The sequence below is a fragment of the Nitrososphaera sp. genome (assembly GCA_039938515.1).
In the GTDB taxonomy this organism is placed as follows: Archaea; Thermoproteota; Nitrososphaeria; order Nitrososphaerales; family Nitrososphaeraceae; genus Nitrososphaera.
This window is the reverse complement of the sequence record JBDUUL010000024.1, coordinates 117,423-143,093: the sequence shown is the minus strand read 5'-3', so window position 1 is coordinate 143,093 and position 25,671 is coordinate 117,423. Positions and strand designations below refer to the sequence as shown.

The 25,671-nt window shown below is 54.0% G+C and carries 31 protein-coding genes; 12 read left to right on the top strand and 19 right to left on the bottom strand.

What is annotated here, in order from left to right; genetic code table 11:
• The first annotated feature begins 56 nt into the window (after nucleotides 1–56).
• Nucleotides 57–1,085: an alcohol dehydrogenase gene (locus ABI361_13370; protein ID MEO9321651.1), complete on the top strand. Its 1,029-nt coding sequence runs from the start codon at nucleotides 57–59 to the stop codon at nucleotides 1,083–1,085.
• Here the strand turns inward: ABI361_13370 and ABI361_13365 are convergent.
• From ABI361_13365 to ABI361_13335, 7 genes are all read right to left on the bottom strand, one after another.
• Nucleotides 1,082–1,888 carry an ArsR family transcriptional regulator gene (locus ABI361_13365; GenBank protein ID MEO9321650.1) on the bottom strand — a complete coding sequence of 269 codons (807 nt, stop codon included), beginning with the start codon at nucleotides 1,886–1,888 and terminating at the stop codon, nucleotides 1,082–1,084. The genes ABI361_13370 and ABI361_13365 overlap by 4 nt on opposite strands.
• Before the next feature lie 115 nt (nucleotides 1,889–2,003).
• The gene (locus tag ABI361_13360) at nucleotides 2,004–2,348 is read right to left on the bottom strand and encodes a stress response translation initiation inhibitor YciH (protein MEO9321649.1); all 345 of its coding nucleotides are present in this window, start codon (nucleotides 2,346–2,348) and stop codon (nucleotides 2,004–2,006) included.
• A 25-nt stretch (nucleotides 2,349–2,373) separates the two neighbouring features.
• Complete coding sequence (locus ABI361_13355) at nucleotides 2,374–3,315, bottom strand: trypsin-like peptidase domain-containing protein (protein ID MEO9321648.1); 942 nt, start codon at nucleotides 3,313–3,315, stop codon at nucleotides 2,374–2,376.
• A 132-nt stretch (nucleotides 3,316–3,447) separates the two neighbouring features.
• Nucleotides 3,448–4,059: an adenylate kinase family protein gene (locus ABI361_13350; protein MEO9321647.1), complete on the bottom strand. Its 612-nt coding sequence runs from the start codon at nucleotides 4,057–4,059 to the stop codon at nucleotides 3,448–3,450.
• Nucleotides 4,060–4,260: 201 nt separating this feature from the next.
• A complete protein-coding gene (locus ABI361_13345; GenBank protein MEO9321646.1) occupies nucleotides 4,261–4,698 on the bottom strand; it encodes a zinc ribbon domain-containing protein in 438 nt (145 codons plus the stop codon).
• A 62-nt stretch (nucleotides 4,699–4,760) separates the two neighbouring features.
• Nucleotides 4,761–5,273, bottom strand: a complete 513-nt coding sequence (locus ABI361_13340; GenBank protein ID MEO9321645.1) for a zinc ribbon domain-containing protein — start codon at nucleotides 5,271–5,273, stop codon at nucleotides 4,761–4,763.
• Between the two features lie 74 nt (nucleotides 5,274–5,347).
• Nucleotides 5,348–6,703, bottom strand: coding sequence for a DEAD/DEAH box helicase (locus ABI361_13335; protein ID MEO9321644.1), 1,356 nt, complete (start codon nucleotides 6,701–6,703; stop codon nucleotides 5,348–5,350).
• Nucleotides 6,704–6,963: 260 nt separating this feature from the next.
• On the opposite strand from ABI361_13335, the gene ABI361_13330 reads away from it, so the two are divergent.
• Together ABI361_13330 and ABI361_13325 are read left to right on the top strand one after the other, a co-directional pair.
• Nucleotides 6,964–7,287, top strand: a complete 324-nt coding sequence (locus ABI361_13330) for a winged helix-turn-helix domain-containing protein (protein MEO9321643.1) — start codon at nucleotides 6,964–6,966, stop codon at nucleotides 7,285–7,287.
• Between the two features lie 39 nt (nucleotides 7,288–7,326).
• On the top strand, nucleotides 7,327–7,608 hold the full coding sequence (locus tag ABI361_13325) for a hypothetical protein (protein MEO9321642.1): 282 nt from the start codon (nucleotides 7,327–7,329) through the stop codon (nucleotides 7,606–7,608).
• Here ABI361_13325 and ABI361_13320 read toward each other — a convergent pair.
• On the bottom strand, nucleotides 7,603–7,986 hold the full coding sequence (locus ABI361_13320; GenBank protein MEO9321641.1) for a CopG family ribbon-helix-helix protein: 384 nt from the start codon (nucleotides 7,984–7,986) through the stop codon (nucleotides 7,603–7,605). The two genes, ABI361_13325 and ABI361_13320, sit on opposite strands and share 6 nt — an antisense overlap.
• 276 nt (nucleotides 7,987–8,262) lie before the next feature.
• On the opposite strand from ABI361_13320, the gene ABI361_13315 reads away from it, so the two are divergent.
• From ABI361_13315 to ABI361_13295, 5 genes are all read left to right on the top strand, one after another.
• The gene (locus ABI361_13315) at nucleotides 8,263–9,138 is read left to right on the top strand and encodes a metal ABC transporter ATP-binding protein (GenBank protein MEO9321640.1); all 876 of its coding nucleotides are present in this window, start codon (nucleotides 8,263–8,265) and stop codon (nucleotides 9,136–9,138) included.
• Nucleotides 9,139–9,143: 5 nt separating this feature from the next.
• Nucleotides 9,144–10,019 (top strand): metal ABC transporter permease, encoded by an 876-nt coding sequence (locus ABI361_13310; GenBank protein ID MEO9321639.1) that lies wholly within the window; start codon nucleotides 9,144–9,146, stop codon nucleotides 10,017–10,019.
• A gap of 92 nt (nucleotides 10,020–10,111) precedes the next feature.
• Nucleotides 10,112–10,933: a cytochrome c biogenesis protein CcdA gene (locus tag ABI361_13305; GenBank protein MEO9321638.1), complete on the top strand. Its 822-nt coding sequence runs from the start codon at nucleotides 10,112–10,114 to the stop codon at nucleotides 10,931–10,933.
• On the top strand, nucleotides 10,934–12,178 hold the full coding sequence (locus ABI361_13300; GenBank protein ID MEO9321637.1) for a thioredoxin family protein: 1,245 nt from the start codon (nucleotides 10,934–10,936) through the stop codon (nucleotides 12,176–12,178).
• A 43-nt stretch (nucleotides 12,179–12,221) separates the two neighbouring features.
• Entirely contained in the window at nucleotides 12,222–12,782 is a 561-nt protein-coding gene (locus ABI361_13295; protein MEO9321636.1) for a hypothetical protein, read from the top strand.
• Between the two features lie 191 nt (nucleotides 12,783–12,973).
• Here the strand turns inward: ABI361_13295 and ABI361_13290 are convergent, their stop codons facing one another.
• From ABI361_13290 to ABI361_13270, 5 genes are all read right to left on the bottom strand, one after another.
• Nucleotides 12,974–13,744, bottom strand: coding sequence for a hypothetical protein (locus ABI361_13290; GenBank protein ID MEO9321635.1), 771 nt, complete (start codon nucleotides 13,742–13,744; stop codon nucleotides 12,974–12,976).
• Between the two features lie 9 nt (nucleotides 13,745–13,753).
• A complete protein-coding gene (locus ABI361_13285) occupies nucleotides 13,754–14,608 on the bottom strand; it encodes a hypothetical protein (GenBank protein MEO9321634.1) in 855 nt (284 codons plus the stop codon).
• 97 nt (nucleotides 14,609–14,705) lie between these two features.
• Entirely contained in the window at nucleotides 14,706–14,996 is a 291-nt protein-coding gene (locus ABI361_13280) for a hypothetical protein (protein MEO9321633.1), read from the bottom strand.
• Nucleotides 14,997–15,181: 185 nt separating this feature from the next.
• Nucleotides 15,182–15,724 carry an ArsR family transcriptional regulator gene (locus ABI361_13275; protein ID MEO9321632.1) on the bottom strand — a complete coding sequence of 181 codons (543 nt, stop codon included), beginning with the start codon at nucleotides 15,722–15,724 and terminating at the stop codon, nucleotides 15,182–15,184.
• Between the two features lie 6 nt (nucleotides 15,725–15,730).
• Nucleotides 15,731–16,156, bottom strand: a complete 426-nt coding sequence (locus tag ABI361_13270; GenBank protein ID MEO9321631.1) for a hypothetical protein — start codon at nucleotides 16,154–16,156, stop codon at nucleotides 15,731–15,733.
• A gap of 183 nt (nucleotides 16,157–16,339) precedes the next feature.
• Between ABI361_13270 and ABI361_13265 the strand changes: the two genes are divergently transcribed.
• Nucleotides 16,340–18,046 (top strand): hypothetical protein, encoded by a 1,707-nt coding sequence (locus tag ABI361_13265; GenBank protein MEO9321630.1) that lies wholly within the window; start codon nucleotides 16,340–16,342, stop codon nucleotides 18,044–18,046.
• A gap of 11 nt (nucleotides 18,047–18,057) precedes the next feature.
• Here the strand turns inward: ABI361_13265 and ABI361_13260 are convergent, their stop codons facing one another.
• Nucleotides 18,058–18,273, bottom strand: a complete 216-nt coding sequence (locus tag ABI361_13260) for a KTSC domain-containing protein (GenBank protein MEO9321629.1) — start codon at nucleotides 18,271–18,273, stop codon at nucleotides 18,058–18,060.
• Between the two features lie 82 nt (nucleotides 18,274–18,355).
• A complete protein-coding gene (locus tag ABI361_13255) occupies nucleotides 18,356–21,493 on the bottom strand; it encodes a copper resistance protein CopC (protein MEO9321628.1) in 3,138 nt (1,045 codons plus the stop codon).
• A gap of 158 nt (nucleotides 21,494–21,651) precedes the next feature.
• On the opposite strand from ABI361_13255, the gene ABI361_13250 reads away from it, so the two are divergent.
• Both ABI361_13250 and ABI361_13245 read left to right on the top strand, forming a co-directional pair.
• Complete coding sequence (locus ABI361_13250; GenBank protein MEO9321627.1) at nucleotides 21,652–22,086, top strand: response regulator; 435 nt, start codon at nucleotides 21,652–21,654, stop codon at nucleotides 22,084–22,086.
• A gap of 43 nt (nucleotides 22,087–22,129) precedes the next feature.
• Complete coding sequence (locus ABI361_13245) at nucleotides 22,130–22,252, top strand: hypothetical protein (protein ID MEO9321626.1); 123 nt, start codon at nucleotides 22,130–22,132, stop codon at nucleotides 22,250–22,252.
• A gap of 15 nt (nucleotides 22,253–22,267) precedes the next feature.
• On the opposite strand, the gene ABI361_13240 is transcribed toward ABI361_13245, so the two are convergent.
• The 4 genes from ABI361_13240 to ABI361_13225 form a co-directional block, all read right to left on the bottom strand.
• Nucleotides 22,268–22,519, bottom strand: coding sequence for a hypothetical protein (locus ABI361_13240; protein ID MEO9321625.1), 252 nt, complete (start codon nucleotides 22,517–22,519; stop codon nucleotides 22,268–22,270).
• Between the two features lie 165 nt (nucleotides 22,520–22,684).
• On the bottom strand, nucleotides 22,685–23,113 hold the full coding sequence (locus ABI361_13235; GenBank protein MEO9321624.1) for a hypothetical protein: 429 nt from the start codon (nucleotides 23,111–23,113) through the stop codon (nucleotides 22,685–22,687).
• Between the two features lie 79 nt (nucleotides 23,114–23,192).
• Nucleotides 23,193–23,468: a winged helix-turn-helix domain-containing protein gene (locus tag ABI361_13230; protein MEO9321623.1), complete on the bottom strand. Its 276-nt coding sequence runs from the start codon at nucleotides 23,466–23,468 to the stop codon at nucleotides 23,193–23,195.
• A complete protein-coding gene (locus tag ABI361_13225) occupies nucleotides 23,446–24,342 on the bottom strand; it encodes a hypothetical protein (GenBank protein MEO9321622.1) in 897 nt (298 codons plus the stop codon). The genes ABI361_13230 and ABI361_13225 overlap by 23 nt, the downstream gene beginning before the upstream one ends.
• A 48-nt stretch (nucleotides 24,343–24,390) precedes the next feature.
• Between ABI361_13225 and ABI361_13220 the strand changes: the two genes are divergently transcribed.
• On the top strand, nucleotides 24,391–25,467 hold the full coding sequence (locus ABI361_13220; protein ID MEO9321621.1) for a hypothetical protein: 1,077 nt from the start codon (nucleotides 24,391–24,393) through the stop codon (nucleotides 25,465–25,467).
• Nucleotides 25,468–25,671: the final 204 nt, after the last annotated feature.

Below are 25,671 nucleotides of genomic sequence, written 5' to 3'. Positions count from 1 at the left end.
CGCCGGCAAGTCTGCAGGGGATGCCTAATTATAGCTCAAAGTCTTTTCTCAGCCGGATGGTTGCATCTACCATGAAAGCCGCCCGCGTCACGAGTCCGGGAAGCCGGTTTGAGATAGTCGACGTTCCTATTCCTGAACCCGCAGAGCATGAGGTTCTGGTTAAAGTTCTGGCCTGCGGCATTTGTCATGGCGATGCCGCAGTCAAGGAAGGCCACTGGCCTGGCCTAAATTTGCCGCTCACGCCGGGCCACGAAATCATAGGCACGGTGGAGCGAACCGGCAACAGGGTCATCGCTTGGAAGGCAGGCGAGCGCGTAGGCGTCGGCTGGCACGGCGGCCACTGCTCCGTCTGCGATTCGTGCAGGGAGGGCGACTTTTTCCTCTGCGATAACGCCAAGATTACCGGCATCACGGGGCACGGCGGCTATGCCCAGTACGTCATTGCCCCTTCAAACGCAGTCGCACGGGCGCCGGAGGAAATCGACCCGGTTTTCGCGGCGCCTATCATGTGCGCTGGCATCACGTCATACAACGCGCTGAGGCACAGCGGCGCAAAGGCCGGGGACATAGTAGCAGTCCACGGCATTGGCGGAGTCGGCCACATGGCGGTCCAGTATGCAAGCAAGATGGGCTTTAGGACGGTGGCAGTCTCCCGCGGTCAGGACAAGAAAAGCCTAGCGATGCAGCTGGGCGCGAACGACTATATCGATTCTGACAGGGTTGACGCGGCCGCTGAACTTAACAGGATGGGCGGGGCCAAGATAATTTTCGCAACTGCTCCAAACAGCAAGGCTATTACATCTGTGCTTGGGGGCCTTGGCAAGAACGGCAAGGTGGTGATCCCTGCCGCCTCGATGGAACCGATACAAGTCTCGCCAATCTTTCTTATCTCCGGCAGGAGATCGATCGTCGGGTGGCCTGCAGGAGACGCAAAGGACTCGGAAGATGCGCTTAACTTTAGCGTGCATGCCGGCATCAAGCCCATGGTGGAAACCTATTCCCTTGACGACGCGGAAGAGGCATACCAGAGCATGATTTCAAACAAGGTCCGGTTCAGGGCCGTCCTTGAAATGAGCCACGGCTAGTTGTTCCGGTCGACTGCCTTGAAGGGACCGGCTGCCCGGAATCCGAGCTGGGGTTCCCCTCCAACCCTGCTCTGCAAAAGCCGGACAATCTGCTCGTAGATGGCGTACGAGCCGAGCATCGCGCCTGCCTTTTCCCTCTCCGTGCCGGCGTTTGTTTCTATAATGATATAGTCGGAGACTATTGTCAGGTTTACCTGGAATGCCCCGTCCTCGCTTGCCCACTGCAGCGTGTACCCCGTCGGTCCGGAAACCATCCCGACCCAGCGCAGGTTCTTGAACCACCTGCCGGCGAGGCTCTGCGCGATTTCAAGCGCCTTGACTCCGGAGACTGGGATAAAGGATTGCAACAGCTGGATATAGTCCCCTCTACCTGGGGCCCGGACTCCCGCGGACTGCTGCTTGCGTGCAAACGCGCGCGATGCGGCGACCGACTCGCCACCCCGGCTCAGCCTGTAACCGCCTTCGGACTTTTCAACCAGGCCCATTTCCTCAAGCCTGTGAAGGACGCGCGAGAGGCTCTGCTGGTGGATGTCCAGCTTGCGCATAATGCCCTTGAATGAATAGTTGGAGCCGTACTCGTTGAGAAGCGACAGCACCCTGGTGTCGTTGTTGTGAAAATCGGCCACACTGGCAGTGCCTTTTGACTCCGAGTCCTCGACTGGCTCTAGAAGCAGTTGAGTTGACTTGCCCGCGCTGACCACGGCGTCCTCGGGCTTGCGGCCGTCGGACTGCTTGGAGTCGGCCGGGTTATCCTGCCGATCCCCTTTATCGCCGCTGCTAGAAACCTCGGGCTCTATTACCACTTGTGTTTAGCCTGCCAGTATCAAAGCCATAGTGCCACTATGAGCATATAAGTTGTAAAGTAGCACTCCTCTGAGCAGGTAATGGAATTGCTACCGTCAAAAGTTGAGGCGTAGCCTACATTACCTCGATGGCCTGTTCAACGTAGCCTCTCTTCAAAAGCAGGCTCTTTGCGGCCTCGCGATGATCGCCCTGCAGTATTATCTGGCCGTCCTTGAACGTGCCGCCTGTCCCGATCTTTGTCTTCATGTCCTTGGTGATTTCCTTAATGTCGGGCCTGTCCTGCAGGCCGACGATTACCGTTACGGGCTTGCTGTATTTTCTTATGTCCTTTGAAATGATTATGCGGGCGTTTTCCTTGTCAAGCTCCTTGACTACGTCGTCGATGGAAAAATCAGAAGCTACAACCACTGGCATGATATTCGCAGTTCGAGTTGAAAAGCCTTTTGCAGTCAGACCCAAGAACTTGGCACCTCCCCCAAAAAAATCAGGGGCGCCTGTCCACCTGGACAGGCAGCTCGAGCACCTTGCCGTACCGGTTGACCGTCAGCTTCAGCCTCTCGTCGACCTTTTTCTTGCGCACAATGCCAACTATTTCGGACGGATCAGAGACCTTGGCGCCGTCGATTTCCTCAATGATGTCGCCCCTCCGCACGCCTGCGTCGTCAGCGGGACTGTAAGGCTCGACGCTTGCTACAAGCGCCCCGTCCGTCGCCGGCAGGCCGTAGTATCTGGCCAGCTTGGGGTTGAGCTTTACCGACGCTATCCCTATCCACGGCCTTATGACCTTGCCCTTTTCAACCAGCTCGCCGAGGATTTCCTTCGCAGTGTTTACAGGAACTGCAAAGCCGATTCCCTGTGCATAAGGCATGTTCGCCGTGTTGATGGCCACTATCTCGCCCCGGGTGTTGACAAGCGGCCCGCCAGAGTTGCCCGGGTTAATTGCCGCGTCTGTCTGTATCAGGTCGAGCACTCCTCCGCGTGTCTGGATGCTGCGCTTGACGGAGCTGACAATCCCCGCGCTTACTGCCGGGCCCCCTGCGAGGCCGAAGGGGTTGCCGATAGCGATCACCAGCTGTCCCGGCTTGAGCTCATCCGAGTTTCCAAGCGGGGCTGGCGGAAGCGGCTGTTCGGCCTCGACCTTTATCACTGCAAGGTCTGTGGTCTCGTCCGAGCCCACGACCCTTCCCCTGAGCACCCTGCCGTCCTGGAGCGTGACCTTGAGCCTTTCTGCGTCGTCAATCACGTGGTTGTTTGTCAGGATGAACCCCTTTTCGTCAATTACCACGCCGGAGCCCACGCCTTCGACCGGGAATACCCGGAAAATCTGGTCGTGAAGCATCCTGACGCTCGCTATGTTTACTACGCTCTTGCTGACCTTCTCAACCGCGTTTACAAGGACGTCCTCAATCCCTGACAGGGGAATCACCCGTCTTCCTCCCGCGCCGGGCCATTGCCTGCTGCGTCACTACTTCTTGTTTTTGTTGCCAATCCGTTGATTTCCATTTGCAGGCTTTATTGCACTGGCGGGTGCAAATTGACCGGCTATGCAATAACCCGGTCACAGCGGGCTGTGGTCAAAAAATCTTCTGACGTCTCCTTTTTCAGCAACTACTGACAGCCAGTCGACCGAAGCCTGCGCATTGCCTCTGCCTGTCCGTTTCGAAATATTGCCTGCCGCTGAAACGATCTCTCCGGCAGTCTGGCGGGGCGTTCTTCCTGTCGTGTCGATTTCGGTGACCCTTCGCCTGCCAAAAGACTTGATCGAGTCAAACAGCACCACTCCGAGGATTTCGCTAGCTACGTTTTCCCGGGCCTTTTCCTCGGAATAACCGCGTTTTTGCAATGTCTCAAGCAGGTCGTAAGGCGACCTCCGCAGCACCACTACAACGTCAGCATCCGATCTTTTGACAACGTATGGCGCAACGTGGCCGACGACAATCTTGCCGCGGGGATTATCTGCGAGCAACTGGGAAATCCGCCTTGACAGCTTCGGCCTGTCCACCTCGATTCCCTTTCCCTCACTCGAACCATGGGCAATCAGACCCTCTGAAAGCGCAATCTTGTTAATGTCGACAAGCTCTGCACCCAGGGTCTTTGACACCAGCCGTGCAGCGGTGTGCTTGCCGACACCCGGAGTGCCGGTTATGACAATCCTCGCGGCTGCCGCCATCCTGTCCTACGGTAGCCGGCAGTCAGTATTTATCGGTGCTGCAGCCTGTACAGTTTTCATGCGGGCGTGCAAGGTCTGCAGCCGTGTGCGATTCTATTCGCTTAATTTTATTTTTTCAGAATCAGTCTGCAACGAGTGTTACATACTGCAAAAGGAACGCGAGGGAAGGGCGCGCCAGCCCGGGGGCAAAAATAGCGCCACCTAGCGACTGTCAGTTTGCGAGCTGCCACACTTTACGCAAAACTTGGCGCCCGGCTTTAGCTGGCTGCCGCAGTTTATGCAGTACCTGACCTCCGGCTCCAGAGTCTCCCTGTCAAGGGGCACAAGCCTCGGAGGCGACGTGCTGTCCGAGCTCCCTGATTGCGCATCAAGCCCCCTGTACATGTCGGTGACCGCGCCGGTGGGCCTGAACGAGTCGTCGACTAAGGGTGAAAAGTCGGCAGGGTTGCTGCGGTCAGCCTTCTCCTCGATGTACATCATGAGCCTTGGAACCGGCTCTCTTGTACCGCCCTGCTGGCTTACCTGCTCCCCGAGCCAGAGGGCGAACTTGCGCAGCGTCATTTCCGGCGTGGAAAAAGTCAGAGAATGCGTGGACATGTATTCCTCCGTCGCCGCCCTGCCGTTGAAGACCTTGACCATAATGCTACGTGTTGCGCAGGATGATATTATTTCTTGTCAAACCGGCCCGTCAGGGTGAACTGCTACTGCGAATGGCCGCACTTGCTGCAGAACTTGGCGCGCTGTGGAATGGCGGCGCCGCAGGCTATGCAGTTTTTTGCCGGCTGGGCTGCAGAACCCCTGCCCGAGCCACGCAAATCAACGTCGGCCGGCGTGAAAACCGGCTCGCTCTGGGGCTGCGGCATTACCACATCGGCTTTTGGCCCCGCCATGCCCCCTGCGCCTACAAATCCTCCAAGCCCGAATCCGGATTGCTGCGGAGAGCCCTGCACAGAGCCCCCCGTTGGGCTTTTCATCGAGGTGCCCTTGTCAAGCGCGCCCTTGAGCTCCAGGATTACTCTGACTGCAAGAAAGTTCATTGCAGAGCTGGCTACGAGAAACTCGCCTATCTTGGCAAAGTACTCTCGCTCGCCCATCTTGCCCTGCTTGAAAAGCTGTGTGGCGTCGATAAACGACTCGTAAAGCCCCTGGGTATCGCCGACCAGCAGCTTTAGTTTTTCGGAAAGGCCGCCAAGCGTGTCGACGCCAAAAGACATTGAGCAGAAAAAGCTGGCGGGCTTTATAAAAACGAACGCCCGCCGCCACAAAAAGCGGCAGTTGATGCTATGGGCTAGTTGGACCGATAGCTGTCGCTGCTCCGGCTCCTACCGCCGTAGCCGCCACTTCCGCCTCTCCTGCCATAGCTGCGTCGGCCGCCACCCCCGCCGTATCCTCGGGAGCTGGATCCGCTCCCCTCTCCGTAACTCCTGCGAGAGCCGCCATATCCCGAACTTGAGCGCCCGCCATAACCGCCTCCGCCGTAGCCGCCACCCCTCCTGTACCCTCCGTATGAGGGTCTTCGCGGGCGTGAGCTTGGCACCGGCATGGCGATACCCAGCTCGTCATTGAGCTTTCTGATGGGAAGTTTTGTCTGCGCTAGAATGCGCTCAAAGTCTCCGACCCTATCCTGTGAAACCAGCGAGATGGCCCTACCTTCAGCTCCGGCCCTTGCAGTCCTTCCGATGCGGTGAAAATACACGTTGGGGTCGTCTGGGACATCGTAGTTTATCACGTGGCCTACTGCCGGCACGTCAATGCCCCTTGCGGCAATGTCTGTCGCTACGAGAATGTCCTCCCTTGCACTGCGGAACTTGTGCATCGCAGTATCGCGCTGCTTCTGTGAAAGGTCCCCGTGGATTGGTGTGGCCCGGTAGCCGTCCTGCCTCAGCTTGTATGCAAGCCTGTCTGCCCGCTGCTTTGTCGCGGCAAAGACAATGGTCTGTGCCTTCTGGTCCTGGTTTTGCTTGATAAAGTCGCAAAGGTGCTTGTACTTTTCCCGCTCGTCGACTACAAGGTACGACTGGTCAATGGTGTCCAGCGCCACCTCCTCCTCGTTGAGCCTGACGTGCGCAATGTCCTTTTTCATGTACTCCTCTGCCAGCCTCAGTATTTCCGGAGGCATGGTCGCAGAGAAGAGGCACGTCTGCCTGTGCTCATTGACATAGAACAGAATGAACTTGATGTCGTCAATGAAGCCCATATCCAGCATCCTGTCAGCCTCGTCAAGCACCACGAACTTGACATCGTCCAGGATTATCGAGCCCTGCTTTATGTGGTCGATAAGCCTTCCAGGGGTGGCGACAATTATCTGCGCGCCGCGTCTCAGCCTGTCATTTTGCAGGTTGATGCTCTGGCCCCCGTATATGGAGACTGACTTTATTCCCGTGTACCTCGCAAGCCGGGAAATCTCTGCGGTTACCTGCACTGCGAGTTCTCTTGTAGGAGTGAGAACCAGTGCCTGAATAGGCCCGCCCGGCTTTACTCGGGCTAGAATTGGCAGTCCAAATGCTGCCGTCTTGCCCGTTCCTGTGTGCGCCTGCCCTACGACATCTTTACCCTCTAAAACAACGGGTATCGCTGCCTCTTGTATAGGGAACGGCGCCTCGTATCCATTTTCCTTGAGCGCTCTTGTCAAGTCTGCGCTCAATCCTAATTCTTCAAATGTTTTTGCCATTTACTTCACGTTCTGTTTTTCTATTGTTGCAATACAAAAGCCCCGGAAGATGTGAAAAGTGTCTACTTGACAGATCCGCCGCAAAACTTTTGCTTGTTATTAAGACCCCCTGCGAGGATATAAGGTATGCGCTGCTTTTTTGCGACTTGGGTTTATCTGTTTTTTATGCAATTACCGTGATTCGATACCCCAAGTTTAAATCCTGACCAAAAAATATAGCTCCTGCATACTCTATCATGCCAGATCCCAGCGCCAAGCGACTGCTCTGGTTCTTGTTTGCCGGTTCGCGCGGGGGCGAAAACCGGATGCGCATAATCGACCTCCTCTCCGAAAGGCCTTACAACATGAACCAGCTCGCGGAGGCGATGGGAGTAGACTACAAGGCTGTGCAGCACCACATTAACGTGCTTGAGAAGAACAACATGGTTACGCGCCAGGGCGAAAAATACGGCGTCCTGTACTTTATCTCGAATTACCTTGAGGCAAACATCGAGGCGTTCCAGGAGGTCCGGAGCAAAATCGATGCCCGAATCGGGAACAGATCTGGAAAAAAGTAAATAAGTTCAAGGTAATAGCAATCCAGCTGCACAACACCAATGTCGATGATGATGGACATCAGTACCGCCGTCAGCCTGGTAAACGTGGCAGTCCTTGCGGTGCTCCTTACGCTGTATGGAAGGATTTACAAGAACACCCGGGCCGTCTACACGCTCGGTCTGATGTTCTTCGCTGGCATGCTTGTGCTGCATAACGCAATAGCCATCTACGGCTACTTTGCAATGGCGCCGCTTTACTCGGAACCGCTGCTGCCCTACTTTATAGGTGTGCACTTTGCGGAACTTGCCGGCATCAGCGCGCTTCTCAAAGTCACGCTATAGCGCGACCAGCTTGACCTGGTACATCTTTTTGTTTGCCCTAAACTTTTTGACCATTTCCGTGATTTCACGCGCCTGGCCTTCGAGCAGGAATATCTCAAGGCACCGGTTCCTGTCAATCTTGTTGTGAATGTGAGTCCCTATCAGCTTGTCATAATCGTGGCCCATCTCCGTGACCTCGTAGTCGGATTTTTCATCGTGCACTGCGAGAAGAAGCGCATAGATGTGTCCGGACAGACCCTGCCTGTCTTTTTCTTCGGCAGCAAGCTGCCTGATTCCTGCGCGCATGAGTTCCGACTTGCCGGTGAAACCAAGCTCCTGCTGCAGCCTGTCCATCTCCTTGATTATCTCCTCGTTCAGAGAGACGCTTACAATGGGCACATAGATTTGTTATTAAATACTTTATTTAAAGTTAATAACGACTGCCGGAGCACAACCCCCGCTTGAAGCGAGAAACAGGTGTTATTAACTTCCTTATATTGACAGGCATATACATTATTAACAAAAGTATTTATCATTAATAGCCCCTATATTCTGTGAGAAAGAGATTTTGGCGGCAGGAGCGGCTTCATTTATGATTGTCACAGCTGCCAGCGCGCCTTGTAAGAATTCTACTAGCACCTACTTGCACAATTATCATTATTCCCTGTTGTCATTTTGCAGGAGGGGAATAACCATTCCCGGTCACTTGCAGCAAATCAAGTATGGGCCAAGGAAGGCGTCGAGATGACAGCAAGCGCGCTTGATGTCGAGAACGTATCAGTAAGCCTGAACGGGGCATTTGCCATCCGAAACATCAGCTTCAGCGTCCAGCAAGGGGACCTTCTGGGGGTAGTCGGACCCAACGGCGCCGGCAAGACCACGCTTTTCAGGGCAATTCTGGGCCTGCAAAACTATTCGGGAAAGATAAAGCTGTTCGGCTATGACGCCCGGAAAGAGTACTCGACGCTGCTGCCGATGGTCGGTTATGTGCCGCAGCGGGTCAGCTTTGAGCCCAACTTTCCGGCTACCGTCGCCGACATCGTGGCCCTGGGGCTCGTGCCGGCAAAAAAATTGCGCAAGGGCGAAGCGCTCTTGCGAAAATCCGGCAGCAGCTGGAACAGGATATTTGACAGCACCAGCAGTGACAGGGACAAGGTTGCCATGGCACTGCAGATCGTCGGACTGGAATCGCTTGCCTCCCGGAGGATATACGAGCTTTCCGGCGGCCAACAGCAGCGCACCTTCATTGCCAAGGCCCTGGTAAAAGAGCCGGTCCTGATGATTCTTGACGAGCCTGTCACCGGGGTTGACATGGAGGTGCAGAACAAGTTTTACAGCGTTATACGCGACATAAACAAGGAAAAAAAAGTCACGATAATCTGGGCGTCCCACGACCTGACTGCCATTTCCGACCATGCGACCAAGGTTGCATGCATGAACAGGGACCTCTTCTTCCACGGAGGAAAGGACGAATTCTTCTCAAACGACGAGGCATTGAAGAACTACTCCGAGTCAGCGATGCAGATGCACATGCACCACCACGGAAATTAGCCAAAATGATTTTCGATTTTCTCGGCTACGGGTTCATGCAGAGGGCGATCGTCACCGGCGCGGTAGCTGCAGTCTGCTGCTCGATGCTTGGGCTGTATCTGGTCCTAAAAAGGTATTCACTGTTCGGAGACGCACTGTCCCACACGGCATTTACAGGGATAGCTATAGGATACGTGCTAAACGTGTACCCTGTTTGGACAGCAACGATAGTCTCTGTGGTTTCTGCGATTGGAGTGACCCGGCTTCGCAAGAGCACCAAGATTTCGGGCGACTCTGCCATCGCCCTCATGTTTGCGTCCGGCCTCGGGCTCGGGGTGATTCTGGTCAGCGCCGCACACGGGTTTACAATCGACCTTTACAGCTTTTTGTTTGGAAGCGTCCTATTGACCAGCTACGCTGATCTCGCCACAATCATTGTAATGTCCAGCATCGTGATAGGAATCCTTGTAGCGCTGCGAAAGCCGCTTCTACACTTTACATTCGACGAGGAGCAGGCAAAGGTCAACGGCGTGCCGGTGGAAAGGCTGACCTATCTTTTCATAATACTTGCAGCCGTGACAGTTATTGTCACAATGAAGCTTGTCGGCATACTGCTGATATCGGCCCTCATTGTCCTGCCAAACATTACCAGCATAACGGTCGGGCGGGGTTTTAGAAACACGATGCTGCTTTCAATCTCGCTGGGCTTGTCGGCCACAGTCGGGGGCATTATCCTCTCATATCCGCTTAACTGGGCGCCGTCCGGCGTCATTGTTATGCTGCTAGTGGCCATGTTCCTTGGTGCACTTGCCGCAAAGCATGCCGGGTTGCTGTCCAAGGGGACGGGTGCCGAAACGATGCAAAAAGAGGCCGACGGCAGCTCCATCCACGCCGCACACTGAGACACAGGCAATCGAGCACTCATTACAGCAACTGAAATCTGGCATAGATCTGGAAAAAAGTATTAAAGCAAAAAAGGGCCAGCTTTTCTAACTTGGTAGAGACAAGCATCCTGGTGTCTGCCCTTGCTGGCGCAGGCTCGTTCTTCTCGCCGTGCATACTGCCGATAATCCCTGCGTTTGTCTCTTATCTTTCCGGCACGACGTTATCCGAGGTCCAGTCCGACGGCCAGAATACCGACACGGGGTCCTCAGGCGGCATAAACAAGTCGAGGGCAGGAACCGAAACTGCCACCGGCAAGCCGTCGATATCCATCAAGCGGTCAACCCGCCTCAACATTTTCCTAAATACCGTGTACTTTGTGCTGGGCTTCTCGCTCGTGTTTGCGGTTTTGGGCGTAATTCTCAATAGCTTTTTGTCAAACGTCGGCACTGGATTTCAGAGCACCCTGCAGGCCATTGGCGGGGTGGTTATCATTGCGTTTGGCGCCTACCTCATACTTTCAACGAGGATCAGAATCCTCAACTTTGAGCGCAGGATGACTACGCTTCCCCGGTTCAAGACCACGTATCTCACGTCATTTGTGTTTGGCGCAGCTTTTGCATCCGGTTGGACTCCGTGCGTAGGCCCAATACTTGGTAGCACGCTTACGCTGGCAGCTACGTCACCGGGCGCCGCGTACAACTCGCTCCTAGCCTACTCGCTCGGACTTGGGATACCCTTCCTCGTGACAGGCGCGTTCTTTTCGCAGGCGACAGGCATTATCCGAAAAATGGTAAAGCACCTGAAATACTTCAACCCGATAATGGGCGGAATTCTCATCGTACTTGGAATCTTGGTGTTTACAAACGAGCTTAGCGTTCTTGGCAACTTTCCGCTTGCAAACGACGTCATAAACCTAGAGAGGGGAAGCTAGTTGAACACCGAAAACCTCAGCGCGCTGGCCGTTGGTATTGGCGTGGTTGCGCTAATTGCCGGGTTTGCAATCTACTTCAACAGCCCTGCACTTAACAAGAGCAGCTCGGCCGGGGCATCAGGCACCAACTATGTCCCGGCAGTTATTGTGCAAAACTCCACTTCAAAGCCGGTGGCTGCCGGCAATCAGACCGCAAATTCGCCCGCCGTTCCCGTAAACTCCTCAGCCCCAAAAAGCAACGCCACTGCCACGCGCCCGCTCGTCCTTATCGACAAGTCACAGTTCCGGAAGGCGCCCGAGCTTGCAGGAATTACCGGATACATCAACAGCGGGAACAATCTCACGCTGTCAAGCTTGAGGGGCAAGGTCGTGCTTGTCGATTTTTGGACCTACAGCTGCATAAACTGCATCCGCACGATACCGTACCTTAACGCCTGGTACGACAAGTACCACAACGACGGCCTTGTCATTGTAGGTGTCCATTCGCCCGAGTTTGACTTTGAAAAGGACTACAACAATGTCCACGCAGCGGTGGACAAGTTTGGAATAAAGTATCCTGTGGTGCTTGACAGCAACCACGCGACGTGGAATGCGTTTAACAACAACTATTGGCCGCGGCACTACCTAATAGACACAGAAGGCTACATACGCTCCGACCACATTGGCGAAGGCGGCTACTCGGAGACAGAGCAGCAGATCCAGTCGCTTCTAACCGAGAGAGCCGCGCTCATGGATTCTAACGTGCAGATAGACAAGTCCATCAGCAATCCAAACGCTACATCTGTGAACTTTGAACAGGTATCGACGCCGGAAATATACCTGGGCTACGGCTTTGCCCGCGAACCGCTTGGAAACCCGCAGGGCTTTCAGGGAGGACAGACCGTGACATACTCGCTTCCAGCCTCCGGAGAAATCCTTCCTAATTCCGTGTACCTTGCGGGGCAGTGGAAGAACAACAATGACAACATGCAGCTTGCAAACGGCACCGGCAAGATAGTGCTCACCTACACTGCCAAGGCCGTCAACATCGTGGCCGGCGGTACCGGAAAGGTCGTGGTGATGCAGGACGGCAAGCCGGTCGACAGCCACTCGAGGGGCTCCGACGTAAGCGCAGCTGACAACTCGTTTGGAATTGACAGGCAGCGGCTGTACAATGTGGTGACAAACGACAGCTACGGCACCCATACAGTCGAGCTTGACATTTCGGGCGCGGGCTTTCAGATCTACACCTTCACGTTCGGCTAGATGATTTAACATTAATAGTCAGTGAGCCTGAAAAGTACGGCAAGTGATCGAGGCCGGACAGCAAAAGATATTCACGCCTTACGCGGCGCTGACGCTGGGAGTACCGCTTGTCGGGCTCGGAGTCGCACTGGGCCTTGGAAGCATGCTGGCACTGAACTATGTGCATGTGCTAACCGGCGGAACCTGGACCGGCATCGACCTGTTCATGGGTCTGGTAATGAGCCGCGTTCTGAAGGGGCTGGACCCGGTGGCAAGGACAATGGTGCTAAAGCGCCTGGTCCCAGTCATGCTCTTTCTGATGCCCGCGCTTGCCACGGCGGCGATAACGTCCGGCGTCACGATGGCCGGCCATCTCGGCATGTTCGCGTCGCCCTCGTGGGCGATAATTGCAGCGATCGTCCTCGTCTCCATCCTCACGGTGCAGGGCTTTGGGATCCTGCTACCCACCGAGGCGATAATTTTCCTGGAGCTTCGGAAGAAGGAACCTAACAGGGACAAGATAATCCGCCTCGGAATGCGAAACGTCAAGCTGGCAGGCACCCAAGGCGCCGCGCAGATTGTGCTGATATTTGTCATGGCAAACCTTGCGCTTGGCGTAAGGTAAATGAGCCCTACTCGCCTTGGCTGGTTTTCGGGCCCAAATGAATAAGCAGCCCTTGCAGGCTACAAACAGAATGTCAGACTTTAAAGATAATAGCAGTTTTGGTTCATTCGGCGAATGCACCGGACGCGATCGATATTCCGAAGACTCGGGGTGCAATTATTCTGATAAAAAAGAAAGAGCGCGGGGAGTACTTAGCGCTGAATCAGTTTTGACTCACGTCTGTTCAGCGCAATGACAGCTATTACGATTCCCGCAGCACCGACTCCTATGCCGGTAATCCCGACCATGTAGGCGCGGTCGGCCGCGGCCTTGGCATCGCTTACGCTCTGCTGCGCGGCAGCCGAGTTCTGAGCCGCCTGGTCGGCACTCTTTTTGGCCGCATCAACGTCATTTGTCAGCTGAGAAATGATTCCGCCAAGCTGCGATAAAACGGCGGAGCTCACTCCTGTCGCGTTGCCGCTTCCGGTGGATATGCCTGTGGAGCCGGACGACACAGGGGGAAACTCTATCGTTGACGAGCTGGCTACGTCGTCAAGGTTTATCGTCGTGTCAATGTTCTGGTTGTTGACCGTTCCCTTGAAGTGCACCGAGTAACTGCCCTCCCTTGTTGGAAGTATCGTGGCCAGGTACTGCCCGTCAGTTGTGCCGCTCGGCAAAAAGTCAAGTTTCTTTGTGACCGTGCCGTACTGCAGCGTTGCATCAAGGTTGCTCACTGCATTTAGCACAGGCTGGGGCTTGCTGGAACTGCCAGTAAATATCGTCAGCTGCGCCGCGTTCAATTGGCCGGCAATTGCAGGCTCGTTGTTCCAGCCAAGCTCAACGGTAAGGTTGCCAAAAGTCTTGCTGACGTGTGCAGATGCTGGCCTGAATGAAAAACTGGACGATAATATCGCAGCGCCCAACAGGGCGACAAGGCCAACGAAAAGGAAGGAGGATTTAAGATTCCCGCTTTGCGGATTCATGACTTTTGCTCAGCCCTTGCCCCCGTTTATAGCTCTGCCTCTAAGGACGTACCTTGCGAATACGATCACGCCTGCCAGTGATGCGGCAGTTATGGTGAGAGGCATTGGGAATTCTGGAACGACCTGGGTCTTGTAGGCTGTTGCAAAGTTTGACGCTATTGTGTGGTTTGCGATTGAAACTATCGTGTCGTCAGAGGCGTTCTGGGCGATTGACTGGGTAAGGTTTGAAAACGCGTTGTCCAGGTTTGAGATTGTCGTTGAAGATACGTTGGAAGGTGTCTTTGCCTTCAGGGTGTTCCACATTGACTGGGCAGCAGTAGCAAGCCCCTTGGCATTTTGATATGGAGCCTGGTCAACTATTTTGCTTGTACCGTTGGTCGCATCACCGTAGCCTTCCATTACTTCACCTAGTACATCCTTGATTGCAATGGCGTTTACAGTGAGGTTTTGCAGCTGCGGCTGGTCAAGCCTCACGGGTACTGACTCGGCCATGTAGCTGTCAAGTTTGCTAACAAGCTGCGTGATATTTGCAATGTCAGGATTTGTCTTGTTTGCCGCGTCTTTTATTGCCTGGATGGTCCCGGGAATGTTCTTGGCAAGGTTTGCATTGCGCTCGTTCATTTCCTTGGTATCGTTGGCGGTCCAGTATTCGCCTATCTTGTCAAGGTGGTAGCTGAGAAGGTCCTTGTTGTTAGCATCTGTCAGTATGGCATGAGCCTCGACCGGAACCTCCTGGACCTTGGCAAGATAGCCAGCACTCTCGTCTCCTCCAAAGTTGTGAGCATAGGCTGCCTTTGACGAAAAAATCAGCCCAAATGATACGGCTGCAGCAAGAATCAGCGAAGCTGCGGCGCTTTTTCGCATGATTAAATTGAGTCTCGGCCGCTTAAATCTCTTGTAGTACAAACGTCGAATGGGTAATCAATCTTGCATCGTAGTTACTTGTGCGTTCTGAGGCTCTTCAGGCCATAGAATTATTTTTCGACTGCTGCATCAACGCGTCAAGATTCTTCTCAAAGGCATCCATCAAAATGGAATAGCCCGATCCGAAAAAGTCGCGGAGTGCGGCCTCTGCCTCGTTTCTAGTCAGCGGCGTGTTGCTTCCCATCGATATCTTGTGCTTGATCTCAAAGTGCAAAAGGACGGTGGCCTTTGCCTGCGGGTTTAACATCTGGGTCAGTGCCCTGTCAAGTGCCGTCTTTACCGGGTCGTTGTCACGCGGGTCAGTACTTTGGAGGCGCTTTGCGCTCAATTGCCTTGTCTGAGTCCATTTTCCCGCAAGACGGAACTAATACAATTGTATGTTGTAGTACCTACACATCCCCAAACAGGAATCGAGAAACTAAACAGCATTTTATTGAGACTGCATCGGACCGATGCGCGTCGTTCTTGCTGCCTGATCAGCTAGCGATATTGATGTAAATGCAGGATGACAAGCTATAACTCGTCAATAAGGTCTGCATAGTTGTTGGCGGCTGCGTCAAGAAGGCTTTCCTTGTACTTTGAAAGAACGTCGAGCACCCTGCTGCGGTCTGCAAGGGAGTAAAGCGAGATCTCGCCATTTCGCACGCGGACAACATTTGCGCCGACAAGCCTTTTCAAATGCCAAGATACAGTCGAGGGCGACTTTCCCACGCCTTCTACAAGTTCGTTGAAGGTGCAGAACTCGCTGTCAAGCATGAGCAGCATCATCTCCTTTGCCGTGGAGTTTTTGGCGCAACCGATAATCCCAGTCTCCTCGTCAGATACTGCGACCGAAAAATACCTCGTCTTGCCCAGATGGTCAAGCCTCTGCACCTTGATGCGGCCGGCCTCTTCCAGGACTCGCAGGTGATGCGCAAGCGTTCCGTTTGACATCCCAGTCATCCTCATAATTTCTCTGTACCAGATTCCCGGGTTCTCGCCGATTATGCCAAGCAGCACGCTCTTGGTGTCATCGAATTCCTGCGCCGCATCTCTGACCTGCTTATTGTAATCCAAAGTCAATCACTTGTTCACCTTCAGGACTCCCAGGCCAAACAGCGCCAGCATGCCGAATAGAAAAACATGCGAAACGTCAATGTCGACGACCGGGATGGTAACGTCACCAATCACCTCTGCGGCGTTTAGGAGCATCAACAGCTCCACAACGGAAAGTGCGACAAAGCTTAGCGCAGTGAGCAGCACTCGCTGGCTGCCAGAATTTCTGTAAGAAACGAACGATATAGTGCTGATAAAGACCGCGATGGTGATGCTTGCGAGGTGGAGGATAAAGTGGTAAATCGTCGACGTATGAAAGAGGTGTGGGGAAGCAAGTATTATGAAGGAGGAGACAGTTACGGCGGCGATAATGCCCAGGAGCCATTTCTTGTATGCCGCGTCCTGAAGCTTGTTATCGCGGGGCTGAGAAAAGTGTCTCCTGTCTGATTGCATTGGCCTTAGGGCATTAATGAAATGCAGTCCAAGCAATTTAAGCGAATTGGTACAAGTAACGAACAGGCATGAGGCTTGGAAACCGACAATTGACGTCTTATTATTCAGTCCGAACGTTTGTTATACCTCGCTGCCCCTTCCCGTTATAGTATTGATTACGGCGAACCTTCAAGGGTCGACTGAATGAACGTTCTTTCGATAGCCCTTGTCGCCCTAGTGGCCATAGCCCCTTGGACGTTTGAACTCGTGACTTTTTACTACTACGCGCACGGCGACTCCTCTACATTTTTCGTTCTCTCGGGCTCACGCCTACCCTTTTTTGTGATTGCAGAAGTGGCTCTTGGCGCGTTAATAGGGTTTAACTCGCCGAGAAAGCATTTCCCATCATATGCAGCCGCAAGTATTGCCGCCGTCGGCCTCCTTGTGCTGCTCTTGTACCAGCTGTGCGACGAGCGCGGCTGCTACTATACGGGTCCTGACAAGCTGGGAGAACTCCGGCTATTCGCATTGCTAGCATCGGGAGTGGGCTCAGGGATATCGGTTGGCGGCATTCGCCGCAGCCTGTACCCTGGAACAAAATACGAGTATGATACTATGCCGAGGTATTCGCTCCTGCTCTTTGCCACGGTGCCTTTTTTCACCGCAACCTTCAGTCAGGCCCTGCTTCAAAATGTACCTTCAGAGATCCCATTTACCCTCTTTCTGTTTGCTGCCTCGATGGCTACGGCGTATATTCCAACCGGAATTGCGCTTTCATTGTTTTTCAATGCGAGTCGGCAAAGACTACTGGCGCTATCACTTTGTGTTCAGGCGACTCTTTTCTTGCTATTCAGAAACTGGGCTGCGATTACCGAGGCAAACAGCATATCCCTCAGCCTCCTTCAGCTTATGGTCGGACTCGCTGTTGCAATAGCATTTTCGCTGGCAGGGCATGTGATCGGCCGGAACTTGGCGAAGAGGTTCTCGTCAACATCATCAGGTCCACGCATGCTGTCAAACCGGGAGCTTGCGCTTCTCGGGCTGTACGTCGCGACTTTGATGGCGTTTGCCCTCTCAAACTGGCATTTCGGAGTTTATGGGCCAGTTGACATGCTGCCGCGGGGAATCAATGAAACCTACGGGCACGCGAATTTGCTCTCCGGCGCCCCCTCACCGGTTTACTACCTGGGCGCATACAATACTGCTTCCTACTTTCACACTAGCCGCCTGGAAGTGACGATCGACATGGGTTCTGCGGACAAAAACCAACAGGGTCTGCTAGTCGCGGGAATGGGAGCCCAGTCTCCGAACTGCTGCAAAGACGGGCTAGATTATGGCTACCGAGCAGACATAGTTGTCGCCCCAGGCGGAGTCCGCTATCTTGTCGCACGTGCATGGGAGACCCGCGACCAGAACGCCGCGTGTTCAGCCTTTCCTTGGCAGGCTACAATGCACGAGACAGAGACGGCATTTGAGCTTGGCAATCACACCAAGGTCTCACTCGCAATGTACTGGTCGACCGACGGAGGAAAAAAAGTCCACTGGGACTACCGCTTTGACAACTCGACCAGCTGGCAAGAATACAGCGTATTTTCCACTCCTCAAATAGAAAATCCGGCGTTTAACGTCGGGGTAATCGCCGTGAACAACCTTGCAACGAACTTCCCATCAAGCAATGCAAACTTTTTTCAAGTTGGCCTCGCGACGCCCTATCCTGGAACCTACTATCCTGGCATCACGTTTGAGTGCCCTGCGTACTTTGAAGGGGGCATGATGCATTGCTTCCCCAATATTGCCCCTGTGAAGGACGGCGACTCTCATTGGAAGGTGTTCTGGCAATGGGGCCTTCCTGGCAAGAGCGCGGCAATTGCAATCAACAATATCGCCCACACGGTCATGATCGCAAGCTAGAACACCAACAATCAAGAATACTTCATGAACGCATACCTTCTCTGGATGTGGTAGTCAAAGTAGAGACTCTTTGACGAGGCGCCCATCAGGCCATAGAAGGTGTTCTGGGGGACGTTGTAATATCTAAAGACTCCCCTGCCGTCGCCAAATTCAACCTCGAGGGTCTTTGACCTCGGGTCGTAGCCTACAGATGCAATGCTGTTCGAGCGAACCTGCTGCCTGAACATGGCGACTCCTGCGCAGCTAACCGCAATTATGCGGCAGAGAAAAATTTCGAGCTACTGCGATCGGTTTGGTTGACCCGCAGGCTCATGCCATGCGGCTTTTCGATCCCGCAGTCGGATCCATGTCCCGCGCCTGTCGGACGCTTTGGCCAAGCGTCATGACGCTTTTCGCGTAAAGCGCTGCGACCGCGACAAGCCCGGCTATCATGGCAGGGCCTGCAAGCTGCGTGTACCCGATTCCCAGATGCAATATGCCGTTCTGGCCAGCGGCCGCCGTCTGGTTGGTAGCCGTGCTTGGCGAGTACGCGGGGTTGGCAGTGGACGTCACCATGCCAAAGGCAGCGGCCCTCTGCTCCGAGAGCCATACCCTGCCCTCAGAGTCTGCCACAATCCACTGGGTCTGTGTCGCTCCGAGCGGTATGTCCTGCTCGTTGAACACTCCCGTGCGGGGATCTAGAACCAGGATTTTGTTGAGGGTGTGCTGGGCAACCCATAGCAGGTGGTTGCTGTCAAATGCCATCCCGAATGGCAGGGACTGCGGATCCTGGTCCAGCGGATATCTTGTAAATGAGTGAAGCAGTGGATTGAACGCGTCGACGGCGTGACCCTCGTGTTCAGAGATGTACAGGATTCCGGTGTCCGGGTCCATAATCATTGCAGTGGGAACGCTCAGCGGTCCACCGTTTGGAGCAAACTCTGTCACGTTATAGTTCTTTGACGGATCAATCCTGGCTATCTTGCCGAGAGCCTCGTCTGCTACCCAGAGGAGGCCCGTCGACTTGTCCGAAATTATGCTAAATGGGTTGGACCCGGGAGCCGGAAGGCCCACACTCCTGACGAATTTTTGAGACTGGGTATCAAACTGGAGAATGTGGTTTGTGGTAGACGCAACCACCCAGACGGAGTGGCGGCTGTCATCTGCAGCAAGTCCTGACAGCGTGCCGTTATCGTTTACCGCGTAAAGCTGGCTCTTGTCGTTTGCCGGGTCGTATACCCCAAGCGACCTGGTGAGCGGGTCAATGAACCATACCCTGTTCTGCGAGTCCATCGCCAATATGGTTGCAAGATTTATTCCGGGAATCTTGAACGACGTAAAGTTGCCCGTTGCAACGTCAAACTTCCAGAGCTGACCGGATCCAAGCGCCGTATCGCCGACCCAGATAGCATTTCTGCCGGCGTCGTAGACAGGGTAAAGCGGCAGGCTCGAGTTGTCCGGCATCCTGTACTCCTGAATGTTTATCGTCAGTGATTTCGGATCGGGCTTGACATACAGGTCATAAGATCCAACAATGCTGAGCGCGTTTGCGGCAGCAGGGACTCCCTCGACGCGCATTGTCCAGTGCCCGCCTATTCCAAAGGCCGCCTTTGCAGAAAACACGCCCGTCGAAACCCTCTGGGCATTTACGGTTATCGGCCCGATGCCTTTGTCGACCTGCGTGTACCTGAGCTGGGCCGAGCTCATGTCGATTGGATTTCTGTCCTTGTCAAGAAAAGAGACCGTAAAGTTGTTGTTGCCCGGAAGAAACGGAGATATGGCAAGCACCACCCGGGACTGGTTTTCGACAAACTGGGTCTGGACAAACGGCTGGGGCGGGAGCGCTGCAGTTGCGTTTGTATTCTGGTTTTGCTGCAAAACACCCTGGAACTCGCTCTGAGGGGTCCCGGTGTTGACAAGCACCGCGACTGCGATCAAAAGGCCGATTCCAAGGCCACTCTCTATCATTGTGCTACGTCCGAACTTGGAAAGGGTCTTGCCCAAATCGGGGCTCCTGCCGATTCTTTTCGGAGGATGTCTGCCCTTGGGGTCAGGCAGTCCACCCGCGGATGATCCTCCTCGTCCGCGCGAAGTACTGCCAGTCTCCTCAAAGGACCGGCCGTTCGCGCCCACAGAGACCATCGTTTCTCCAAGGGCCTCCCTGTGAATGACTCTCTGGTTGTACCCTCCAACAGCTGCCATGCCGCCTGCGAGTATCAGCTTTGCAATCAGCGCCTTGCCGTAAAGCGAAGAAAGCGTCAGGTCAAGGCTCGGCTCAAGCGTGTAAAGTAGCAGGGGCCCGGTGATAAGTATGCCCCCAAGAAGCGCCATTACTACAATTGAGAAGCGCGGGATAATGATGGAAAGGGTCGAAGCGATAGCCTGTCTCTCATTGCCGTCGGCGCTCCGCGCACGCTCTTTCATTGCCGGCACGACGATTAGCGCCAGATAGATTATCCCGCCAATCCAGACGGACGCCACGACGTTGTGGATAAAGTCGAGGCCGATTGCCAGGGCCTGGCTTGTCGACGCGGCGTGACTTATCATAGTCGTCGTCGCGAGGATGGCAATGCCGATTACAAGCATCGCGGCAAGTTCGGTTCGCGGCAGAAGGGGGCGAGTGCCTTCGTCGACTGCAAGGCCTCTTTTTCTAGATCTGTTGTAGACGCCGACGGTGATGGCTAAGAGTATGCCGGACTGGACCATCCTTGTTATCCAGACGTTGCCAAACTTGGTAAGGATGGCGTCGGGGATGCTTGCGCCGATAGAGTTTGCCTGGACAGCTATCATTCCGATGCCGGACGCGATCAGGATTATTGCTCCAATGAGCATTAACTTGGCTACGCGTGCATCAATCCTTGCCTTTGTCTGGGAAAAGCCTGTACCCAGCCAGGCAATCTTCGAGACGGGCCTCCACAGCCAGAGGGCTGCAAACGCGATTCCGACAACCAACACCTGCCCTACGAGCGCGGGAAACCGGGCGGCCGCCTCTGGGATCTGAAGCTGGGCAGATGGCGCCGAGCTTGGACCGTGTGCGCCGGGGGGCGCCTGTCCCACTCCAAAGACAAATGCGTTCTCTGTCACGTGGCCGTCGGTCGCATCAAGAACCTTGGTAGAAACGGTGTATACGCCGTTTTTGAGGCCTGCAGGCAGGCCGACGGTGAGAATCGTCTGGTCGCTGTTGAGGTACTTTACATCGCCGTTGTCAACCTGCTTGCCCGACGAGTCGATTACCTTTACCTGGCTGTACTTGACCTCGACGGGGTCGCTAAAGTAAACGTCAACCGAGCTTGGCGGGGACGAAAGCGAAGAACCGTCAGCCGGAGTACTTTTTAGGATGAAAGCATGCGCGTACGACTTGGGAATTGCAGGAGCTGCAAGCAGAATCGAGACTGCAAGCAGAGATGAAATGAGAATAACGCTTGCAAGACGCGTCTTTCTTACTGCCCGAATTCCAACATTGGCCAATACAATTTAACAAAAGGGCAATAACGTATTTGACTTTTGCCGAAAAACTGGTACAACCATCGAACAGGGGACTATTGGTAGACGGAAAACAATCTTCTCTGTCCGATGTCAATTAACAAAGTGCCTTAAAGCTGAAATACATCATTTGCAGCTGTGAATTGACCTTGCCACCCCACGGGTTATCGTCAGGATTCGACGTTCTGCTCGTTGACGATGACAAGGACATAATCTATACGCTAAAGCGCGGCCTCGAAAACCACGGCTGCAGCGTCACGGCTTTTGACCGGCCAGCGGAAGCGCTGGAGATCGACCCCGGCAAATACGACGTGGCGGTGCTCGACGTAAGGATGCCGGAGCTGAGCGGCTTTGAGCTTGCGCGGAGGCTCTGGAAGAAAAACCCGGAACTGCAAGTATGCTTTCTGTCGGCATTTGAAATCCACCCTCAGGAATCCCGGATGGCTCTGCCGAGCCTGAAGAGCCACTGCTTTCTGACAAAGCCGATGCTTGCTGCGGACCTTGCCAGCCACATCGCGTCGCACTTTGAAGCAGATCATGACGCATCTTCGGATGGCAACACCGCCAGAGCAGGCTAGCTGCGAAATACTTAATTTGCCACAGGCATGCGAGCCATTTACTTTGAAAAGATGCAATACGTGCAAACAGGAAAAGGATGATTCAAGTTTTGTCGGGGGCCAGTGCAAGGAATGCCATGCGGCATACCTTGAATCTCTTGGCGGTGAGGACCAGTATTCCAGCTAGCGCCGCGGCTTTTCGTTAGGCGGGCCGCGAGTCTGTAGATGTTCCAGATTGGAGCAGGCCACCGAGCTTTCTATATCGCGAGTAACTCCTGACTGCAGAAATCGGGCAAAAGATAATCGCGCCCCATGCTACAAGAAATATAGGCGACGGTGAAAGCAATGTCAAAATTGTGATCAGGACTCCAGCGCACAGTCCGATTGAGTTTGCTATTATGCTCCTCTTGGCCTTCTGTCTTGCCATCAGTATCGGGTCGTGTTCAGTTGCCATGACAGAATATGAAGGCCGAATTCATATATTGAATCGGCAGAATGTTCTAATAATAGTGCACAAAGCGAGTTCAATTTTTGGTGAGGTCAGAGCTCTCTGGGGTTCTTGACAGCTTGTCATTGGTTCCCAAATTATTGTGAGCGCAGCTCGTCCCCGTTTAGAAAGCTAGCTGATGGCATTCTCAATTGTTTGCCAGAGCTTACCGTAGAATTTCTTGGCGTTTAAAGCCTTGGGCAAAAATATCGATGCCATGAGCGGGGAAAGAAATTGTATTGCAAGCAAGTATTCAACGGAATTGTCTGGCGGGCGGTTCAGAACTCGCAGGTGAGTGTTGTCCCCTTCCAGTACGACGAGGAATTTTGTCGTTGGCCTCCTAGGACCATAGTCAATTTCGAATAGTGTTAACTTTTTCTCGGGAAACCTGTGTATTTTGTACGTGTTAAAGTCAAAGGGGTCGTCGGACTTTGCAAGGAACTTTTCAATTTCAGAAACGAGCTTTTCCACATCGACATTATTTGCTTCAAGTTCAAATTTGTCCTCTTCTGATGGAATTGCCTCGGATGCTGGTCCCGTCTTCTTCTTGCGTCCGAACATCACTGTATAGCAATAGGCTCTTTTATTTATCCAATCCCACTTTTCCATGGGGCAGGGAATCGCAAAAACAAGTGCCTCGTTAAAGGCCTGCGCTTTCTATCAGAAGCACCAGCTCGTCATACTGCCGGACAAACTGCTTGCCCTTGTCTGTTATCGTCAGGAGGCCTTTTGCCTCGCGCCGAATCATGCCTATTTCCTCCAGCTCGTCAAAGTGTCTCGTCATCTTGTCATACGATAGGCGGGAATGATGTTGTATGTGCGTCGGAAGCGCGGCCCCACTTCCGATGCTGTCTTCCTCTACCGCCGAGAGAATGTCGCGGTATAACTGGAGCTTATGCCTTTTCTCTTGCTTCAATCTCCTGCCTCCTTCTGTACTTCCCGATGCTGACTGTTGCGTAGACGAACACAGCCAACGCGAGAATCCTGGCTGCCATTGAACCTGCAAGCGCAATCAGGCTGTTGTCAAAGTAGGTAACCGTGAGCGAATACTGCTCGAGAAAGAACAGCGCATACGCGGCGGGGATGTAGAGGAGCTTGAGGTTTCCCGCGCGGACAAGCGAGACCAGCGCGCTCCGACATATATAGACGATCACCGCGAGGTTGAAGATTGTCATGCAAAAGCCCACGTCAGCAATCTTGGAGTAATTAAAGTAAGGGGTTGCCGCAAACAGAGAAATCGGGATCACAAGCGGCAGCGCAATCATTGCCGCCGGCAGCACCGACAGGGAAACTCCTGATAGCCGGGCACGAGGGCGAGGTCCATCCTGACGCCATCTCTGACGCGGCGGATGTCCGGGCTCAAAGTTCTTGAACTGGTACGAGACTGCTATCAGCGCAAAGCCCTCTGACTGGAGCACAATCTGGCCCCAATAGAACGACGGGTGCAGGGTCGGGTTGGCCTGCATGACCAGACTCATGTGCTGCGCACCGTATGATAGCGCCAGAAGGGCAAATCCAACTGGCAGCCCAAGAAGGTAGCCGAACCCGGAAAACCTGTAAGATCTGAAAAACCGCCAGGATATCATGCATGCTAGGAATATCGAGACGGCGCTGACGAGCAGGCTGCTCGTGTCGGACATCGATGGCTCCAACAGCTGGAACGGGCTCAGAATGTTGGGATCAAGCGACGAGAGCATCAGCTCATACCACCCACCAGTGAATAGTGTATCAAGAATAAAGATAAGGCTTGCTCCCTTCAAGGGTGTTCTTGCAGGGCGCTTTTCACGCAAGCCCTCAAGGTGAGCAATCGATAATATTTTGACTCTGAAAACCAGTGCGTGAAACGAACTGTCAGTGCAGTATGCACCAGAGCACTCTTGTTTGTCATGGCAGCGGCGATAATTGTACTCCAGCTGCCGCTTGAGGCAAACGCTGCGCAGATCTCTGCAATAATTGTACCGGAGTTTGACAGGGGACAAGGCAAGTTTACGGGCTACAAGTTCTTGGAGGTAGACTATCCGCCCGGTAGCACGCTTGCAAATGAATTTGCCGGCGCAACCGAGCGTTACTCCTTTTACCTGAACGGGACGGAAAACCCTAGCGCGGTCAGCGGAGTCATTTCTGCCATGAACAGAAACCTGAACAGGATTGCGAGCGGAATGCAGGTCAACGGCCTCAGCCTGCAGTACACCGCGACAGTAAAGGGTGCGGAAGACCGGGTAGAGGTTGCTGTGAAGGTTGACCTTGTGCCCAGTTTTTCAAAAGTAATAATCGGCGGCAATTCGACGATGCCCAGTTCGCATTTTGTAGTGGATGCAGACTGGAGGGGCCTGCAGATAAGTGAGCCAGTCTATGTCACGCTTCAGAACGGGACAAAAGTAGACATCAACTCGCCGGCGCAGGCTCTGGGATTTAGGCATCCGCAGGCCCTTGCCAAGATCGCTTCTTCTGAAAGCGCCCGGCAGCTCCTGTACTCGCCAGTGCTTGACTTTGGCGACATTGGGAGGATGGACCTCAACAAGTGGGACTCGCTGTTCGACCCCACAAAGAGCCAGGTAAGCGCCGCAGGCCTGTCCTCAGACGTCAACACCGGTTCTGCAAAGGTGATCTCCGTCTATTCGCTCGGGCAGTGCAGCCTGAAGCAGGGCTGCCCCGGGGATCAGCAGTCGACAGTCAATGTAACCGTGAACGACATTCCGGTTACTTTGCGGCTGATCACCCCTCAGCCAAATGCCCAGATCCAGATTGCGGGGTATGCCTCGGTGCAGGACTTGCAGGGAGCCCAGGTCTTTGACGTAAGTCTGAAAGATGCGGCCCCGCAACCAAACGGGTCATTTCCTATGCAGGTGCTCTTGGTATTTGGCGGGCTGATGGGCGCGATAGCGGCTTTTGTGCTACTAAAGGCAAGGAGGTGAAGGATACTTTCAATCTCCGCTAATTGTTGATTTAACCCCTTGCAACGATCCGGGCAATCGAGAGCAAATTCCAAAGACTGCGGGATGGGGCCATGCGAATCCTGCCCGCCAATGTTTAACCGCGGAATAGCGCGGTCTCAACAGGCTCAACAGGAGGAAATAGGTCAAGGGCCAGAAGCAGTTATTACTTGCCACAGCGCCAAC

Excerpts from the sequence above, each read along its gene's own strand:
- ABI361_13370 (MEO9321651.1), top strand. The coding sequence starts at position 57 with ATGGTTGCATCTACCATGAAAGCCGCCCGCGTCACGAGTCCGGGAAGC.
- ABI361_13350 (MEO9321647.1), bottom strand. The coding sequence starts at position 4,059 with ATGGCGGCAGCCGCGAGGATTGTCATAACCGGCACTCCGGGTGTCGGC.
- ABI361_13345 (MEO9321646.1), bottom strand. The coding sequence starts at position 4,698 with ATGGTCAAGGTCTTCAACGGCAGGGCGGCGACGGAGGAATACATGTCC.
- ABI361_13340 (MEO9321645.1), bottom strand. The coding sequence starts at position 5,273 with ATGTCTTTTGGCGTCGACACGCTTGGCGGCCTTTCCGAAAAACTAAAG.
- ABI361_13325 (MEO9321642.1), top strand. The coding sequence starts at position 7,327 with ATGTCGATGATGATGGACATCAGTACCGCCGTCAGCCTGGTAAACGTG.
- ABI361_13310 (MEO9321639.1), top strand. The coding sequence starts at position 9,144 with ATGATTTTCGATTTTCTCGGCTACGGGTTCATGCAGAGGGCGATCGTC.
- ABI361_13290 (MEO9321635.1), bottom strand. The coding sequence starts at position 13,744 with ATGAATCCGCAAAGCGGGAATCTTAAATCCTCCTTCCTTTTCGTTGGC.
- ABI361_13285 (MEO9321634.1), bottom strand. The coding sequence starts at position 14,608 with ATGCGAAAAAGCGCCGCAGCTTCGCTGATTCTTGCTGCAGCCGTATCA.
- ABI361_13270 (MEO9321631.1), bottom strand. The coding sequence starts at position 16,156 with ATGCAATCAGACAGGAGACACTTTTCTCAGCCCCGCGATAACAAGCTT.
- ABI361_13265 (MEO9321630.1), top strand. The coding sequence starts at position 16,340 with ATGAACGTTCTTTCGATAGCCCTTGTCGCCCTAGTGGCCATAGCCCCT.
- ABI361_13260 (MEO9321629.1), bottom strand. The coding sequence starts at position 18,273 with ATGTTCAGGCAGCAGGTTCGCTCGAACAGCATTGCATCTGTAGGCTAC.
- ABI361_13240 (MEO9321625.1), bottom strand. The coding sequence starts at position 22,519 with ATGGCAACTGAACACGACCCGATACTGATGGCAAGACAGAAGGCCAAG.
- ABI361_13235 (MEO9321624.1), bottom strand. The coding sequence starts at position 23,113 with ATGTTCGGACGCAAGAAGAAGACGGGACCAGCATCCGAGGCAATTCCA.